The following is a 15,482-nucleotide window of genomic DNA, read 5'->3' as shown; positions in this document are numbered from 1 at the left end:
TCCGTGCAAGGCAGGCTTGCAGATTCTTATTGGATGAAATCAGGTTGGCGCCCGGGCGCGGCGCGCTGGAACGCGGGCTGGGCCTGGCAGTGCTCGTACACCGCCATCACCCGCGGGTAGGCCGACAGGTCGCAGCCCATGCGCTCGGCATTGGCTACCTGCGGCACCAGGCAGCAATCGGCCAGGGTCGGCCGCGCACCGAAGCAGTACGGGCCATCGCCATGGCGCTGCAGCAGCACTTCCAGTGCCGCCAGCCCTTCGGCGACCCAGTGGGCGTACCAGCGGCCCTTGTCTTCGCTGCTGACCTTGAGCTCGCGCTGCAGGTAACCCAGCACGCGAACGTTGTTCAGCGGGTGGATATCACAGGCGATCAGCTGCGCGGCTTCCAGCACCCGGGCGCGCTGCAGCGGCTCGGTGGGTAGCAATGGCGCCTGCGGGTAAAGGGCGTCGAGGTAGTCGAGGATCGCCAGCGACTGGGTCAGGGTGACGCCGTCGTCACGCACCAGCACCGGCACGCCACCGATCGGGCTCAGCTCACGGTGCTGCGCCTGACGTTGCTCGCCGGCCCGCAGGTTGACGCCGTGGTAGTCCACTTCCAGGCCTTTGAGGGCCAAGGCGATGCGCACCCGGTAGGACGTGGAACTGTTGAAGAAACTGTAGAGCTGCATGACAGGTTTCCTGTGCGTTCAGTGGGTGATGTGAGGGGTAACGGGCAAGGCCGGGGCCTGGCGCATGCCCTTGAAAAGAATCGCCAGGGCGGCCACCACCGCCGGCAGCATGAGCACGCTGAACATCGCCTCGAAGGACAGCCCGGCGTTTACCAGCAAGGCGCCGCCAAAGGTGCCGCAGACCGAGCCGATGCGCCCTACCCCATGGGCCCAGCTGACGCCGGTGGCGCGGCTGGCGGTGGGATAGAACGCCGCGGCGAGGGCGTTGGCACCGACTTGCGAGCCGCTGATGCAGAAGCCCATCCCGGCCACGCTCAGACCCAGCAAGGCGTAGTCGGCGTGACACTGGCCGATGGCGAACAGGCAGCCCGCGCCACCGAGCAAGGCCAGCACCAGCACCCGGTGCGGGTCGAAGCGGTCCATCGCCGCGCCCAGGCAGAGCGCCCCGACAGTGCCGCCCAGCTGGAACAAGGCGCTGATCAGCGCGGCCTGGCTCAGGCTCAGGCCGGTGTCCTTGACCAGCAGCGGCAACCAGTTGGTCATGCCATAGATGATCAGCAGGCTCATGAAGAACGCCAGCCACAACGCCAGGGTGCCGCGACGCAGCGGCGCGGCGAGGATCTGCCGTACCGGCGACACCGCCAGCTCGGGCTCGTCGATGCCCAGGCCCTGGCAGCCGGCCGGGAGGTCGCCGATCCGTTGCAGGATGGCCTTGGCCTGGGCGTCGTTGGCATTGCGCCGGGCGAGGAAGCGTACCGATTCGGGCAGCGCCAGCAGCAACACCGGCAGCAACGCCAGCGGCAGCACGCCACCCAGCGCCAGCACGCTGCGCCAACCGAACAGCGGCAGCAGGTGCGCGGCAACCACCCCACCCAGGGCCGAGCCAAGGGTGAAACCGCAGAACATGCCGGTGACCATCAGCGAGCGACGGCGCTGCGGGCAGTACTCGGAGGTCAAGGTGATGGCATTGGGCATCGCCCCACCCAACCCCAAGCCGGTGAGCAGGCGCAGCAGCGCCAGGCTGTGCAGGTCGTGGGCGAAGGCGGCGGCCAGGCTGAAAGTGCCGAAACAGGCCACCGACCCCAACAACACGCGCTTGCGACCGAAGCGATCGGCCAGGGGGCCGGCCATGAAGGCGCCGAGCATCAGCCCGACCAAGGCAGCGCCCAGCACCGGGCCCAGTTCAGCGGCGCCGATCTGCCAGTGCTCACGCAGGGCCGGGGCGATGAAACCGATGGCGGCAGTGTCCAGGCCGTCAATGGCCGTGACCAGGAAGCACAGCAACAGGATGCGCCACTGGAAGGCGCGCACGGGTTGGCTGTCGATGAAGGCTTGTACGTCCACTGTATTGTTCTTGTCGGTGGAAGCCATGAGCGAAACCTCCGGGCCAGCGCACGCACGCAGGCCACGTATAGAATCCGGAGCGAGGGGCCGCGGCGCCCGCCCCCGCCCCGGGGCCCCCCCGGCGCGGGAAAAAGCCCCCCCCCCCCCCCCCCCCCCCCCCCCCCCCCCCGCCCCGGGGGGGGGGGGGGGCCCCCCCCCCGGGCCAGTCAGACGACGCGGACGGAAATCTCGCCGAGACCGTCGACACCACCGACCATCAGTTCGCCGGCCACGACCGGACCGACACCTTCGGGGGTGCCGGTCATGATCAGGTCGCCTGGCTGCAGCTCGAAGAAGCGCGACAGGTAGGCGATGGTTTCCGGCACCGACCAGATCAGCTTGTCGATGTCGCTACGCTGGCGGTCCTGGCCTTCGACCTGCAACCAGATACCGGCCTGCGCCGGGTGACCGACCTGGCTGGCGGGATACAGCGGAGCGATCGGCGCGGAGGCGTCGAAGGCCTTGCCGATTTCCCACGGGCGACCCATTTCACGCATCTTCATCTGCAGGTCGCGACGGGTCATGTCCAGGCCCACGGCATAGCCCCAGACGTGCTCTTCGGCCTGTTCCAGTGGAATGTCGCGCCCGCCCTTGCCGATGGCCGCGACCAGCTCGATCTCGTAGTGGTAGTTCTCGGTCTCGGCTGGATACGCCAGTTCCAGGGTCTGGCCGGCAGCCACCGGCACCACCGCGTCGGCAGGCTTGCAGAAGAAGAACGGCGGTTCGCGGTCAGGATCGAAGCCCATTTCGCGGGCGTGGGCGGCGTAGTTGCGGCCCACGCAGTACACCCGGCGCACGGGGAAGCGTTGCTCGCTGCCGGCGATCGCCAAACTGGTAGGGGCTGCGGGTTCGAACAGGTAAGTCATGGCAGTGGTTCCTCGGTTCAATGGTTTTCGCGGCTTTCGCGCAGCAGCCCCAGGGCTTCCTGGACAGGCCGGTCGGAATAGCTGAACAGCACGCACTCGTCGTCCGCCTGCAGGCTCAGCGGCGCCCAACTCGGCACCACGAAGGTGTCCTTGGGCTCGAAGTGGAAGACCTGGCCGCCGATGACCGCCCGGCCACGGCCCTCGACCACCGAGTACACGGTGGCGTCGGTGCAGCGGGCGGTCTTGCCGACGAAGCCTCGCGGCAACAGCTGCATGCAGGTGCCGATGGTCGGCATCGCCCAGCCCCCTGTGACCGGGTTGACGTAGCGCAGCTTGACGCCGTCCCAGGCGTCGATCTCGCCTTGGCGCTCCAGGGTGGCAAGGGCCTCGCGGGTACGGGCGTAGGGGTAGCTGAAGATCGGCGAAGTCACGCCTTGCACCTGGTGGCGCAGCGGCAACATGTTGGCGCCGTAGCGGGCCAGGCTATTACCCTCGGGGCGGCTGACCGGCTGCACGGCCTCTGGGTAGTTCTCGGCGAAACCGGCACCGAAGAAGCGCACGGTGGGGATGTCCAGGCCGTCGAGCCAGATCACTGGCTCGCCACCTTCGGCCTCGCTCGGGTTGCCGTGGTCATGCCAGGTCCAGGACGGCGTGATGATGAAGTCGCCCGGATGCATGGTGGTGCGCTCGCCGTCAACGGCGGTATAGGCACCACGGCCTTCGACCACGAAGCGCAAGGCAGACTGGCTGTGGCGGTGGCTGGGGGCGATCTCGCCCGGCAGGATCAACTGCAGCCCGGCATAGAGGCTCGGCGTGATCGAGGCCTGCCCGCGGATGCCAGGGTTTTCCAGCACCAGAACGCGGCGTACGGCCTCTTCGGCACTGATCAGCTGGCCGGCTTCCATGAGGTGGGGACGCACTTCGCTGAAACGCCAGAGCGCAGGCACGCAGGCGCTGGTGGGCTGGGGCGGAACCAGGTTGTGCAATTGCTCCCACAGCGGGAACAGCGCCTGGCTGTCGATGCGTTGATAGAATTCGGCACGTGCAGCGCCGATGGCGTCATTGTTATTCATCGCTTCACCTGTGGTGGGCTGTAACGGGCGTCGAGCACCCTGTGTGAAGCCGATTAAACGCCTGCGTGACATATAGAAAAAATGATATTTTCTTATGCACCCATACCTAAAACAAGATGAGTCATCGCCATGCACTGGACACGCCGCCTGCGCCCCCGCCACCTGCAGCTGCTGGTCACCCTGGCCGAAACCGGCAACCTGAGCGATACCGCACGGCAGGCCTACACCACCCAACCGGGGCTGTCGAAGTTCCTCAAGGAACTGGAAGAAGACGCCGGCGCCCTGCTCTTCGAGCGCCATGCCCGTGGCCTGCGGCCCACCGCGGAGGGCCTGTTGCTGGTCAACCATGCGCGGCGCATCCTCAGTGAAATGGAGCGTGCGCAGAGCAACCTCGACGCCTTGCGCGAGGGCAACACGCCGAACGTGGCGATCGGCACCTCGCCGGCCTCGGCGCCCAGCCTGGTGCCCGACGCCATGCTGTATTTCCTCGAAAAACACCCCAAGGCCCATGTCTCGCTGCAGGAAAGCACCATGAACGTGCTGCTCGAGCGCCTGCAACTGGGCCAGCTCGACGTGGTGGTCGGGCGGGTCGACAACTATCAGCCGAGCCAGGCGCTGCACAGCGAGATGCTGTTCCGCGAGCCGATGCAGGTGGTGGCCCGCCCCGATCACCCGTTGCTGCAGCGCACGGCGTTGAGCTGGGATGACCTGTACCAGTACGACTGGGTGCTGTGGCCACCGGCCACGCCGATCCGCAACCGCCTGGATGCGGCGCTGAGCAACGCCGGGCGCAAGCCCCTGCCCTGCCGTATCGAGTCGTCGTCGCTGATGGCCAACCTGTGGTTGATGCAGAACAGCGACATGCTTTCGGTGGCGTCGGGGCGAGTGGCCGAGCACTTCCATGGGCGTGGGCTGTTGCGCCAACTCGACTTCCCGCTGGAAGCGGAAGGCTCGATCGGCATGTGCTGGCGGGACGAGCCGCATATCGAGGGCGCCGTGCTTGATTTGCTGGACAGCTTGCGCAGGGCGGCGCATGAACCGATTCGCAAGGTTTGAGCACTACCCCCTCTTCGCGGGCAAGCCCGCCTTGTGGGAGCGGGCTTGCCCCGCGAAGGCACCCACCAAACCCCAGCCGAACGTTCCACTCGCAATATCGTCTTAACTTGGGCCGGTGCCGACACGCAAAGAGGACGCGCAATGACCCAACCCGACCCATCGTACGTCAAGTGGCTCGAAGACCGCTCCATGCTCAAGGCTTCCCAGGACCGCGCCCGTCAGTATTCCGGGCAGTCGCGTCTGTGGATCAACCCCTACGCCGAAGCCCAGCCCCGCCGCGCCACCGAAATCGCCTCGGTGTGGCTGACCGTCTACCCCGACGCCATCATCGCCCCCGAAGGCTGCTCTGTGCTCGCCGCCCTGGGCCACGAAGCCCTGTGGAAACGCCTCTCGGAACTGGGCGTGCAAGGCATCCACACCGGCCCCATCAAACAATCCGGCGGTATGCGTGGCCGCGACTACACACCCAGCATCGACGGCAACTTCGACCGCATCGGCTTCGACATCGACCCGCTCTACGGCAGCGAGCAGGAACTGGTGCACATGAGCCGCATGGCCGCCGCGCACAATGCGGTGACCATCGACGACCTGATCCCCTCGCACACGGGCAAAGGTGCTGATTTTCGCCTGGCGGAAATGGCCCATGGCGCCTACCCCGGCCTCTACCACATGGTGGAGATACGCGAAGAGGACTGGCATCTGCTGCCCGAGGTGCCGCCAGGCCGGGACGCGGTCAACCTGCTGCCGGCCCTGTGCGACGAACTCAAGCTGCGCCACTACATCGTCGGCCAACTGCAACGGGTGATCTTCTTCGAGCCTGGCGTCAAGGAAACCGACTGGAGCGCCACCGCGCCGATCACCGGCGTAGATGGCAAGACCCGGCGCTGGGTGTACCTGCACTATTTCAAGGAAGGCCAACCCTCGCTCAACTGGCTGGACCCGACCTTCGCCGCCCAGCAGATGATCATCGGCGATGCCCTGCATGCCCTGGACTGCCTGGGCGCGCGCGGCCTGCGCCTGGATGCCAACGGTTTTCTCGGGGTCGAGAGCCGCGCCGACGGCCCGGCCTGGTCCGAGAGCCACCCCCTGTCGATCGTCGGCAACCAGCTGATCGGCGGCATGATCCGCAAGGCCGGCGGCTTCAGTTTCCAGGAGCTCAACCTGACCCTGGACGACATCGCGCAGATGTCCAAGGGCGGCGCCGACCTGTCCTATGACTTCATCACCCGGCCGGCCTACCAGCATGCCCTGCTCACCGGCGACACCGAATTCCTGCGCCTGATGCTCAAGGAGATGCATGCCTTCGGCATCGATCCGGCGTCGTTGATCCATGCCCTGCAGAACCACGACGAACTGACCGTCGAGCTGGTGCACTTCTGGACCCTGCATGCCCACGACATGTTCATGTACAAGGGCCAGACCCTGCCCGGCAGCATCCTGCGCGAGCACATTCGCGAGGAAATCTACGAACGCCTGTCGGGCGAGCATGCCCCCTACAACCTGCGTTTCGTCACCAACGGTATCTCTTGCACCACCGCCAGCCTGATCACCGCAGCGCTGGGCATTCGCGACCTGGATCAGATCAGCGCGGCGGATATCGAGCGGGTGCAGAAGGTGCACCTGCTGCTGGTGATGTACAACGCCATGCAACCGGGCGTGGTCGCGCTGTCCGGCTGGGACCTGGTCGGCGCCCTGCCGCTGGCCGCCGAGCAGGTCGCCGAGCGCATGGCCGATGGCGACACCCGCTGGATCCACCGCGGCGGCTACGATCTGGCAGGGCTCGACGACCAGGCCCAGGCGTCGGTACGCGGCATGCCCCGTGCCCGGGCGCTGTACGGCAGCCTCGACAGCCAGCTGGAAAACCCCGGCTCGTTCGCTTGCAAGGTGAAGAAGCTGCTGGCGGTGCGCCAGGCCTACGGCATCGCCACCAGCCGCCAGGTGCTGGTGCCCGAGGTGAGCAGCCTGGGGTTGCTGGTGATGGTGCACGAGCTGCCGGCGGGCCGAGGCATCCAGATCAGCGCGCTGAACTTCAGCCAGGAGGTGATCGCCGAGGAGTTGCAATTGACCGGCTTCACCCCGGGTCCGGTGGTGGACATGATCAACGAGACGCTCGAGGGGGACCTGACCGAAGATGGCCGGCTGATGATCAACCTCGACCCTTACGAGGCACTGTGCCTGCGGATCGTCAGCAGCAGTGGCCATGTCTGACAGCGACAATGAAATAAAACACCGAGGCAATCAATGAAACCGTAATATCCAATGGCCATATTGGGCGGCCTTGTCCAACGAACCCAGGTCGCCCAATGCATTTCACGCCTCATCGCCTGGCCCTGTGCATCGCACTGGCCAGCGCTACCCTCGCCCCCGACGCCTTCGCCAAGGACTATCGGGTCGATAGCGCCACCACCGAGACCCTCGAGCTGAAGAAGTCCGACACCCTGGTGGTTGCCAGCGACGGCAGCATCGTGGCCAGCGACGACGACGGCGTGATCCTGCCCAAGCACACCAGTGGCGCCACCGTCAGCATCGGCAACGCAGGCATCATCGCCTCCACCGATGGCCGTGGCATCGACAGCAAGGACGATGGCGAAGACCTCAGCCACTACCTCATCGACAACCAGGCTGGGGCGCTGATCCAGGGCAGCAACGACGGCCTGCGCCTGCAGACCAACCCGAGCGCGGGCGGCACCTTGAGCATCATCAACGCCGGCACCATCGAGTCGACCGTCGAGGGCCAGGCCATCGACCTGGAGAGCCTCGACAATCCAGCCTTCACCACCACCCTGGTCAACCAGGCCACGGGGGTGATCCATGCCGTGGGCAACGACGCGATCAAGACCGGCTCCAACGCCACCATCACCAACTACGGGCTGATCTACACAGACACCGCGCCACAGGACGAGGACGGCCTCGACCAGAAGTGGGACGGCATCAAGATCGGCACCGCCACCGGCGTCACCATCTACAACCACGGCACCATCAGCGCCGACCGCCACGGCATCGACCTGAAGACCGACGCCACCCTCTATAACTACGCCGGCGCCAGTGTCACCGGGCGCAACGGCTCGGGCTTCGGCTCCGATGGCAGCGGCACGGTGTACAACTGGGGCACCATCACCGGGGCCATCGCCGACGGCAAGATCAATGGCGACGGCGACGGCGTCGACATCGACAACCTCGGCTACGTGTACAACGCCGGCACCATCCAGGGCCTGGGCGCCAAGGGCGTGGACAGCGGCGGCCGGCCCAACGGCAGCGAAGGCATCGCCATGGGCGGCGGCACCGTGATCAACACCGCCAGCGGCATCATCCGCAGCGTCGACAACGGCATTCTGGTCGATGACGGCGCCGAAGGCTCGGGGGTCGCCGCCACCAGCATCAGCAACGCCGGCCTCATCGAGGGCCAAAGCGGCTTCGGCATCAAGCTGATCGGCGACTTCGCCGACACCGTGATCAACAGCGGCACGATCCGCGGCGGTAATGGCCTGGCGCTGAGCATGGGCGCCAGCGACGACACCCTGGTGGTCGAGACTGGCGGGGTGTTCGAGGGCCTGGTCGATGGCGGCGAGGGCATCGACAGCGTGACCCTGAACGGCACAGGCAACTTCGGCAACAGTGCCAACTTCGAGACTCTGCAGGTCAGCGGCGGCAGCTGGACCCTGACCAGCATCGATGACTTCAGCGAAGGCGGCGTGGTCAATGCCGGCGCCACTCTCGTCAACCAAGGCAGCATCCTCGGCCAGATGCTCGTCGAGCAGGGCGCGACCTATGCCGGTGGCGGCTCGGTCGGCGGCCTGCAAGTCGACGGCACGTTGCTCACCAACACCGGCCTGGGTGTGGCCAAGGTCCAGGGCGACCTCAGTTTCGGCAAGGGCTCGACCCTGGTCTACGGCGTGAATGCCGATGGCAGCAGCGCACCGATCAGCGTCGCGGGCAGCGCCAACCTGGACGGTGCCACCTTGCGTATCCAGCCAACCCCAGGCCAATACCCCTGGCAAAGCCAGTACACCGTGCTGACCGCCGCTGCGGTCAACGGCAGCTTCGCCCAGGTCACCAGTGACTATGCCTTCCTCACGCCGACCCTGAGCTACGCCGCCACCTCGGTGGAACTGGCCTACAACCGCAACGACGTGGCCTTCGAAGACTATGCAGGCAGCGCCAGTGGTGCGGCGGCCGCCCGCAGCCTGGGTAGCCTCGGCCACGATAGCCGGCTGTACAACGCCGTGCTCGGCACCTCGGCGGCCAGTGCCGGCAACGCCATGGAGCAGCTGTCGGGCAGCAATACCGCCAACCTGGCGGCAGCGACCATGGCCGGCACCTCCCAGGTCGGCAGCACCATGCTCGGCGCCATGCAGTCGATGGGCAGCAACGGCGGGCTGCTGGTGGGCATGAACGACGGCGACGGTCCGGCCCTGGCGGCCACCGGGGTACCTCGCGAGGCACGCAACCTCAACGACCCGAACGCCCAGGGACGCCTCTGGGCGCAGGCGTTGGGCAGCTACGGCAAGGTCGATGGCAGCCACGGTGCCAGCGCGCTCGAACAGCGTACCGGCGGTGCCGTGCTGGGCGTGGACTGGGCACTGGACGGCGACTGGCGGCTGGGCGTGCTCGGCGGTTACTCGCGCACGCGCCTGGACAGCAGCGGCCTGGACGGTACCGTGCGCAGCTGGCACGCAGGCGTGTATGCCCAGCACCAGAGCGGCCCACTGGCCGTGCGCCTGGGCGCGGCATACAGCAGCCATGATGGCGACAGCAAGCGCGACGTCGCCTTCAGTGGCTTCGACGAGCGCCTCAAGGGTGACTACGACGCCGACAGCCAACAGGCCTTCGTCGAGCTGGGTTATGCCATGGGCCGTGGCCGCCTCAGCGCCGAGCCGTTCGCCAACCTCGGCTACCAGCGCTACCACCGCGACAGCTACCGCGAGAAAGGCGGCGATGCGGCCTTGGCAGTGGACGCCGATACGCAGGACAACTTCACCAGCACCTTCGGCGTGCGCCTGGCCCACCTCGGGCAACTGGCCAACGGCATGAGCCTGACGCCACGGGCGAGCCTGGGCTGGCGGCATGTGTACGGCAGCGTCGATACCCGCACGCGCCAGGCATTCCTGGCCGGCGGCGATGCCTTCAGTGTCGAGGGCAGCGCGCTGGATCGCGACAGCCTGCTGGTCGAGGCCGGGCTGGACCTGGGGCTGAGTGCGCGGCAGAGCGTTGGCTTGGGGTATAGCGGGGAGTTGGGCAGCAACAGCCGCAACCATGCGCTGGTTGGGCAGTGGCAGTTGCGGTTCTGAATTTGCATTACCTGTGCGGGCGTATTCGCGGCGGTTCGGCGCGAAAGGGCCCGTACAGCCACCTTGCATTTACCGCTCCAGAGGCATAGCTTTCGAAAGCTTTCCATTCCGTGCCCAGGAGCAACACCATGTACACCGGCATCGTCCAGGCCGTGCGCCCCCTCCTCGATGTGACCCGCTACCCCGGCCACAACCAGTTCACCATCGACCTCACCCCCGAGCTGCTCGACGAGCTGAAAATCGGCGCCAGCGTCAGCGTCGAGGGCACCTGCCTGTCGGTCACCGAGATCGACGGCAGCCAGGTCCGTTTCGATGCCATGACCGCCACCCTCGAGCGCACCAACCTGCGCTTTCTCAGCGCCGGCCAGGGCGTCAACATCGAGCGTTCTGCGAAGATGAACGCCGAAATCGGCGGCCACCTGATGGCTGGCCACATCGCCTGCACAGCCGAGATCGTCGAGCTGTCGATCGAGGAAACCGGCGCCTTCATCAAGTTCCGCATGCCCCCCGAGTGGGCCAAATACGTGTTCCCGCGCGGTTTTCTCGGCGTCAACGGCTGCAGCCTGACCGTGGCCGATGTCGAGGATGGCGTGGTGACCATCAACCTGATCCCGGAAACCCTGCGCCAGACCACCTTCGCTCGGTATCACGCTGGTGAACTGCTCAACATCGAGGTGGACCACCAGACCATGGTCCTGGTCGATGTGGTCGAACGCACCCTGAAAGGCACCCTGGCCCGCGAAAACCTGCTGCGCTGAGGCCTGCCGATGCTGCCCACTACCCTCCCCACGCGCAACGCCCGGCGCCTGCGTCTGCAGATCCTGCGTGGGCGCGTCGGCCTTGGGCTGGTCGCCGGGCTGTCGGTGCTGGCCGGCATGACCGATGCCATCGGCCTGCTGGCGCTGGGCGACTTCGTGTCGTTCATGAGCGGCAACACCACGCGCCTGGCGGTGGCCATCAGCGAGGCGGACATCGCCCTGGTGCTGCGCCTGAGCGGCGCGATAGTGGGCTTCGTCGTCGGCAATGCGCTGGGCGTGATACTTGCGCGGGCCTTCCGGCGGCGGGCCTGGCCGGTCCTGCTGGTGGTGGCAGCGCTGCTGGCGGGCGCCGCAGCCTGGCCTTTCGCTGCGAGCTTTCCGGCCTTGCTGGCGACAACGCTGGCCATGGGCATGATCAACGCGGTGGTCGAGCAGGTGAATGGCCTGCCCATCGGCCTGACCTACGTCACCGGGGCGCTGTCGCGCTTCGGTCGCGGCCTGGGCCGCTGGTTGCTCGGCGAACGCCGCAGCGGCTGGCGGGTGCAGTTGGTGCCGTGGGCCGGCATGCTGCTGGGCGCCGCCCTCGGCGCCTGGCTGCAGCACCACCTGGGCCTGCAGGCGCTGGCCGGCAGCTGCGCCCTCGCCTGCCTGCTGGCCCTGGTGTCGCGCTTCATCCCGCGCACCTGGCAGCGCGGCTACATGCCGCGCTGAGCACGCGTCACTCCTGGATGCGCGGATGCTGCTGCACCAACAGCGTACGCTTGGCTTCGAGTTCGGCGATCTGCGCGTCGATGTCCTCGATCTTCTGCTCGATGTTGTCGTGGTGCTCTTGCAGCAACTCGCGCGCCTCCTCGATGTCCGAGGCCGCCGGCGCCGCGCCACGCAGTGGCTTGTTGGCGGTTTCCTTCATGGTCACCCCGGTCAGCAGGCCGATCACCGCGATCACCATCAGGTAGTAGGCCGGCATGTACAGGTTGCCGCTGCTCTCCACCAGCCACGCGGCCAGGGTCGGGGTCAGGCCGGCGATCAGCACCGAGATGTTGAAGGCGCTGGCCAGCGCACTGTAGCGGATGTGCGTGGGGAACATCGCTGGCAGCGTCGAGGCCATCACGCCGATGAAGAAGTTGAGCAGCACGGCGATGATCAGCAGGCCGGCGAAGATCACCGCCAACTGCCCGCTGTTGATCAGCATGAACGCCGGAATGGCCAGGGCGAACAGCCCGATGCTGCCGATGATGATGAACGGGCGCCGGCCGACCTTGTCGCTGAGCAGGCCGATCAGCGGCTGCACGAACAGCATGCCGACCATGATCGCGATGATGATCAGCACCCCGTGGTCTTCGCTGTAGTGGAGGTTGTGCGACAGGTAGCTGGGCATGTAGGTGAGCAGCATGTAGTAGGTGACGTTGGTCGCGATCACCACGCCGATGCAGGTGATCAGGCTGCGCCAGTGCTGGGTGGCGACCTCCTTGAACGACACCTTCGGCCCCGAGGCCAGGCCCTCGCGGTCGCCTTGCTCGAGCTTGTCGACGTGTTGCTGGAACGCCGGGGTTTCCTCCAGGGCATGACGCAGGTACAAGCCGATGATGCCCAGCGGCAGGGCCAGGAAGAACGGCAGGCGCCAGCCCCATTCGAGAAACTTCTCTTCACCGAGGATGGTGGAGATCAGCACCACCACCCCGGCACCGAGGACGAAGCCTGCGATCGAGCCGAAATCCAGCCAACTGCCAAGGAACCCGCGCTTGCGGTCAGGGGCATATTCGGCGACGAAGATCGAGGCACCGGTGTACTCGCCGCCCACCGAGAAACCCTGGGCCATTTTCGCCAGCAGCAACAGGATCGGCGCCCAGATGCCGATCGTCGCGTACGACGGTATGAGGCCGATGGCGAAAGTACTCAGCGACATGATCACGATGGTCGCGGCCAATACCTTCTGCCGCCCGAATTTGTCGCCCAGCGCACCAAAGAACAAGCCGCCCAGCGGCCGGATCAGGAACGGTACCGAGAAGGTCGCCAGCGCGGCGATCATCTGCACGCTGGGGTCGGCGTTGGGGAAGAACACCTTGCCCAGGGCGTAGGCGACGAAGCCATAGACACCGAAATCGAACCATTCCATGGCGTTGCCCAGTGCCGCTGCGGTGATCGCTTTGCGCATCTTGGCGTCGTCGACGATGGTGATGTCCTTGAGGCCGATGGGCTTGACGCTTTTCTTGCGTGATTTCATGCCTGAATCCCTTGTGCTTCACAGTTCCCCGGGCGTGATCGTCTTGATGGCCCGGTGCTATGCATCAGATACGAGAGAACGCGAAAAAATTCACTGCTGCTTGCCTGTAACCCTGTAAGTCTTGACTGTTAATCGTATTTTTTCCACATCAGGCTCTTCGCGGCCAAAGCCACTCCGACCGTGATTCCCCTCCCGGTGTAGGAGCGGCCTTGCCGGGGCGCCGGACCGGCCGGATGGGCCGCAAAGCGGCCCCAACACGTTCACCCATCGGTCGAACGCGACAGCGTTTCCCAGGCGTCGATTTCAGCGGCCATCGATGCCAGCTTTTCGCGCACCAGGGCCAGCGCATCGCTGCCCAGCAGCAGTTGCGCCGGTGGCGCTTCGCTGGCAATCACGGCCAGCATCGCCTGGGCCGCTTTCACCGGGTCGCCGAGCTGCTTGCCGCTTTTTTCCTGGCGGGCCTGGCGGATCGGGTCGAACAACGCGTCGTAGTCGGCAATCGATCGCGCCGTGCGGCTCATCGAGCGCCCCGCCCAGTCGGTGCGGAACGAACCGGGCGCCACGGCGGTGACGTGGATGCCGAATGGCTTCACTTCCTTGCCCAGCACCTGGGAGATCCCCTCCAGGGCGAACTTGCTGCCACAGTAGTAGGCGATGCCCGGCATCGTGATGTAACCCCCCATCGAGGTGATGTTGAGGATGTGCCCACGCCGACGTGCGCGCATGTAGGGCAGTACCGCCTTGGTCACGGCGACCGCACCGAACACGTTGACGTCGAACTGTCGACGCATCTCGCCCAGCGCCGACTCCTCCACCACCCCTTCGTGGCCATAGCCTGCGTTGTTGACCAACACATCGATGGGCCCGACGCTGGCTTCTATATCCGCCACCAACGCATCGATGGCCTCGAAGTCAGTGACCTCGAACAAGCGCCCCAGCGCATTCGTCGGGTCGAGTGCCTCGAAGTCCTGCTTGGCCTGCGCGCTGCGAACGGTGCCGACCACCCGGTGGCCGCTGGCCAGCGCCTCCTGGGCCAATGCCCGGCCAAAGCCGCTGCTGACGCCGGTGATGAACAGGGTCTTGATAGATGACATGAATCCGCTCCAGTGATGGTTGACCTGGATGCACGATAATCAGTCGTGCTAGCTTCCATCAGCCTGGATTCCCGACATTTCTTGCCTATTTCTATGAAGCCACCCCCAATGCCACCCAGCACCCGAGCACCTGCTGCGACCGAGCGGCAGCGCCTGTTGACGCTGCTCGGTGATCTGGCTCCTGAAGAAGGCTACAACCTGACCGCCCTGCCGGACGTGCGGCTGCTACGCTCGGACCGCCCCCTGGCCCGCACCCCGGTGCTTTACGACCCCGGTATCGTGATCGTCTGCCAAGGGCGAAAACGCGGATACTTCGGTGGCGAGGTCTATCTGTACGACGAGCAGCACTACCTCGCGGTCGCAGTACCGGTGCCGTTCACCATGGAAACCGAGGCCACGCAGGAACGCCCCCTGTTGGCCATCTACCTGCACCTGGACTTCCAGCTGGCCGCCGAGTTGCTGGTGGAGATCGGCCAGTTCCAGCCAACGCTGCAGGAACATGCGCCGCAGAGCATGATGTCCAGCCCCATGGATGCCGCGTTGCAGGGGTGCGTGGTGCGTTTGCTGGAAGCGCTCGGCCGGCCGCTGGATGCGACCATCCTTGGCCGGAGCCTGGTGCGGGAGTTGTACTTTCGCGTGTTCACCGGCCCCCAGGGCGAGGCGCTGCGGGCGGCATTGGCGATGCAGGGGCACTTCGGCAAGGTCGGCAAGGCGCTGCGCTGTATCCACGCCCGCTATGCACAGCCGCTCGACCTGCCACAGTTGGCGGGCGAGGCTGGCATGAGCGTGCCGAGCTTCCATAGCCACTTCAAGGCCATCACCGGCACTTCGCCGATGCAGTACCTCAAGTCCACGCGCCTGCATCAGGCACGCCTGCTCATGGTCCGCCAAGGGCAGACGGCCGAAACCGCGTGCTACGCAGTGGGCTATGCCAGCCCGTCACAGTTCAACAGGGAGTTCAAACGGCTCTTCGGCCTGGCGCCGGCGGCCGAGGCGCGGCGCATGCGCCAGAGCTTCGCCCTGCCGCCGGCCTTCGCCGGGGCAGAGTACGTGTCGTCGCATTGAGCGCCAG

Annotated in this window: 12 protein-coding genes; 6 read left to right on the top strand and 6 right to left on the bottom strand. The window is 66.2% G+C overall.

The annotated features are described in order from the left end of the window. Positions 1–26: 26 nt before the first annotated feature. From maiA to gtdA, 4 genes are all read right to left on the bottom strand, one after another. Positions 27–668 (bottom strand): maleylacetoacetate isomerase, encoded by a 642-nt coding sequence (gene maiA, locus IAE37_RS16440; RefSeq protein ID WP_201175239.1) that lies wholly within the window; start codon positions 666–668, stop codon positions 27–29. 18 nt (positions 669–686) lie between these two features. Continuing rightward, positions 687–2,039, bottom strand: coding sequence for an MFS transporter (locus tag IAE37_RS16435; protein ID WP_201175238.1), 1,353 nt, complete (start codon positions 2,037–2,039; stop codon positions 687–689). 179 nt (positions 2,040–2,218) lie between these two features. Continuing rightward, entirely contained in the window at positions 2,219–2,917 is a 699-nt protein-coding gene (locus IAE37_RS16430; RefSeq protein ID WP_201175237.1) for a fumarylacetoacetate hydrolase family protein, read from the bottom strand. A gap of 17 nt (positions 2,918–2,934) precedes the next feature. Further along, complete coding sequence (gene gtdA, locus IAE37_RS16425) at positions 2,935–3,990, bottom strand: gentisate 1,2-dioxygenase (RefSeq protein ID WP_201175236.1); 1,056 nt, start codon at positions 3,988–3,990, stop codon at positions 2,935–2,937. A 129-nt stretch (positions 3,991–4,119) separates the two neighbouring features. Between gtdA and IAE37_RS16420 the strand changes: the two genes are divergently transcribed. From IAE37_RS16420 to IAE37_RS16400, 5 genes are all read left to right on the top strand, one after another. Further along, on the top strand, positions 4,120–5,046 hold the full coding sequence (locus IAE37_RS16420) for a LysR substrate-binding domain-containing protein (protein ID WP_201175235.1): 927 nt from the start codon (positions 4,120–4,122) through the stop codon (positions 5,044–5,046). Positions 5,047–5,187: 141 nt separating this feature from the next. Continuing rightward, positions 5,188–7,254, top strand: coding sequence for a maltose alpha-D-glucosyltransferase (gene treS, locus IAE37_RS16415; RefSeq protein WP_201175234.1), 2,067 nt, complete (start codon positions 5,188–5,190; stop codon positions 7,252–7,254). 95 nt (positions 7,255–7,349) lie between these two features. Then, a complete protein-coding gene (locus tag IAE37_RS16410; RefSeq protein ID WP_201175232.1) occupies positions 7,350–10,334 on the top strand; it encodes an autotransporter outer membrane beta-barrel domain-containing protein in 2,985 nt (994 codons plus the stop codon). A gap of 128 nt (positions 10,335–10,462) precedes the next feature. After that, entirely contained in the window at positions 10,463–11,092 is a 630-nt protein-coding gene (locus IAE37_RS16405) for a riboflavin synthase subunit alpha (RefSeq protein ID WP_201175230.1), read from the top strand. Positions 11,093–11,101: 9 nt separating this feature from the next. Further along, complete coding sequence (locus IAE37_RS16400) at positions 11,102–11,803, top strand: YoaK family protein (protein ID WP_201175228.1); 702 nt, start codon at positions 11,102–11,104, stop codon at positions 11,801–11,803. A 7-nt stretch (positions 11,804–11,810) separates the two neighbouring features. On the opposite strand, the gene proP is transcribed toward IAE37_RS16400, so the two are convergent. Both proP and IAE37_RS16390 read right to left on the bottom strand, forming a co-directional pair. After that, positions 11,811–13,316: a glycine betaine/L-proline transporter ProP gene (gene proP, locus IAE37_RS16395; protein ID WP_201175226.1), complete on the bottom strand. Its 1,506-nt coding sequence runs from the start codon at positions 13,314–13,316 to the stop codon at positions 11,811–11,813. 260 nt (positions 13,317–13,576) lie between these two features. Then, positions 13,577–14,410, bottom strand: a complete 834-nt coding sequence (locus tag IAE37_RS16390) for an oxidoreductase (protein ID WP_201175225.1) — start codon at positions 14,408–14,410, stop codon at positions 13,577–13,579. A 108-nt stretch (positions 14,411–14,518) separates the two neighbouring features. Between IAE37_RS16390 and IAE37_RS16385 the strand changes: the two genes are divergently transcribed. Continuing rightward, on the top strand, positions 14,519–15,475 hold the full coding sequence (locus IAE37_RS16385) for an AraC family transcriptional regulator (protein WP_201175223.1): 957 nt from the start codon (positions 14,519–14,521) through the stop codon (positions 15,473–15,475). Positions 15,476–15,482 lie beyond the last annotated feature (7 nt).

It is taken from the genome of Pseudomonas sp. S31 (assembly GCF_016648105.1).
In the GTDB taxonomy this organism is placed as follows: domain Bacteria; phylum Pseudomonadota; class Gammaproteobacteria; order Pseudomonadales; family Pseudomonadaceae; genus Aquipseudomonas.
This window is presented reverse-complemented; position numbering and strand designations above follow the sequence as displayed.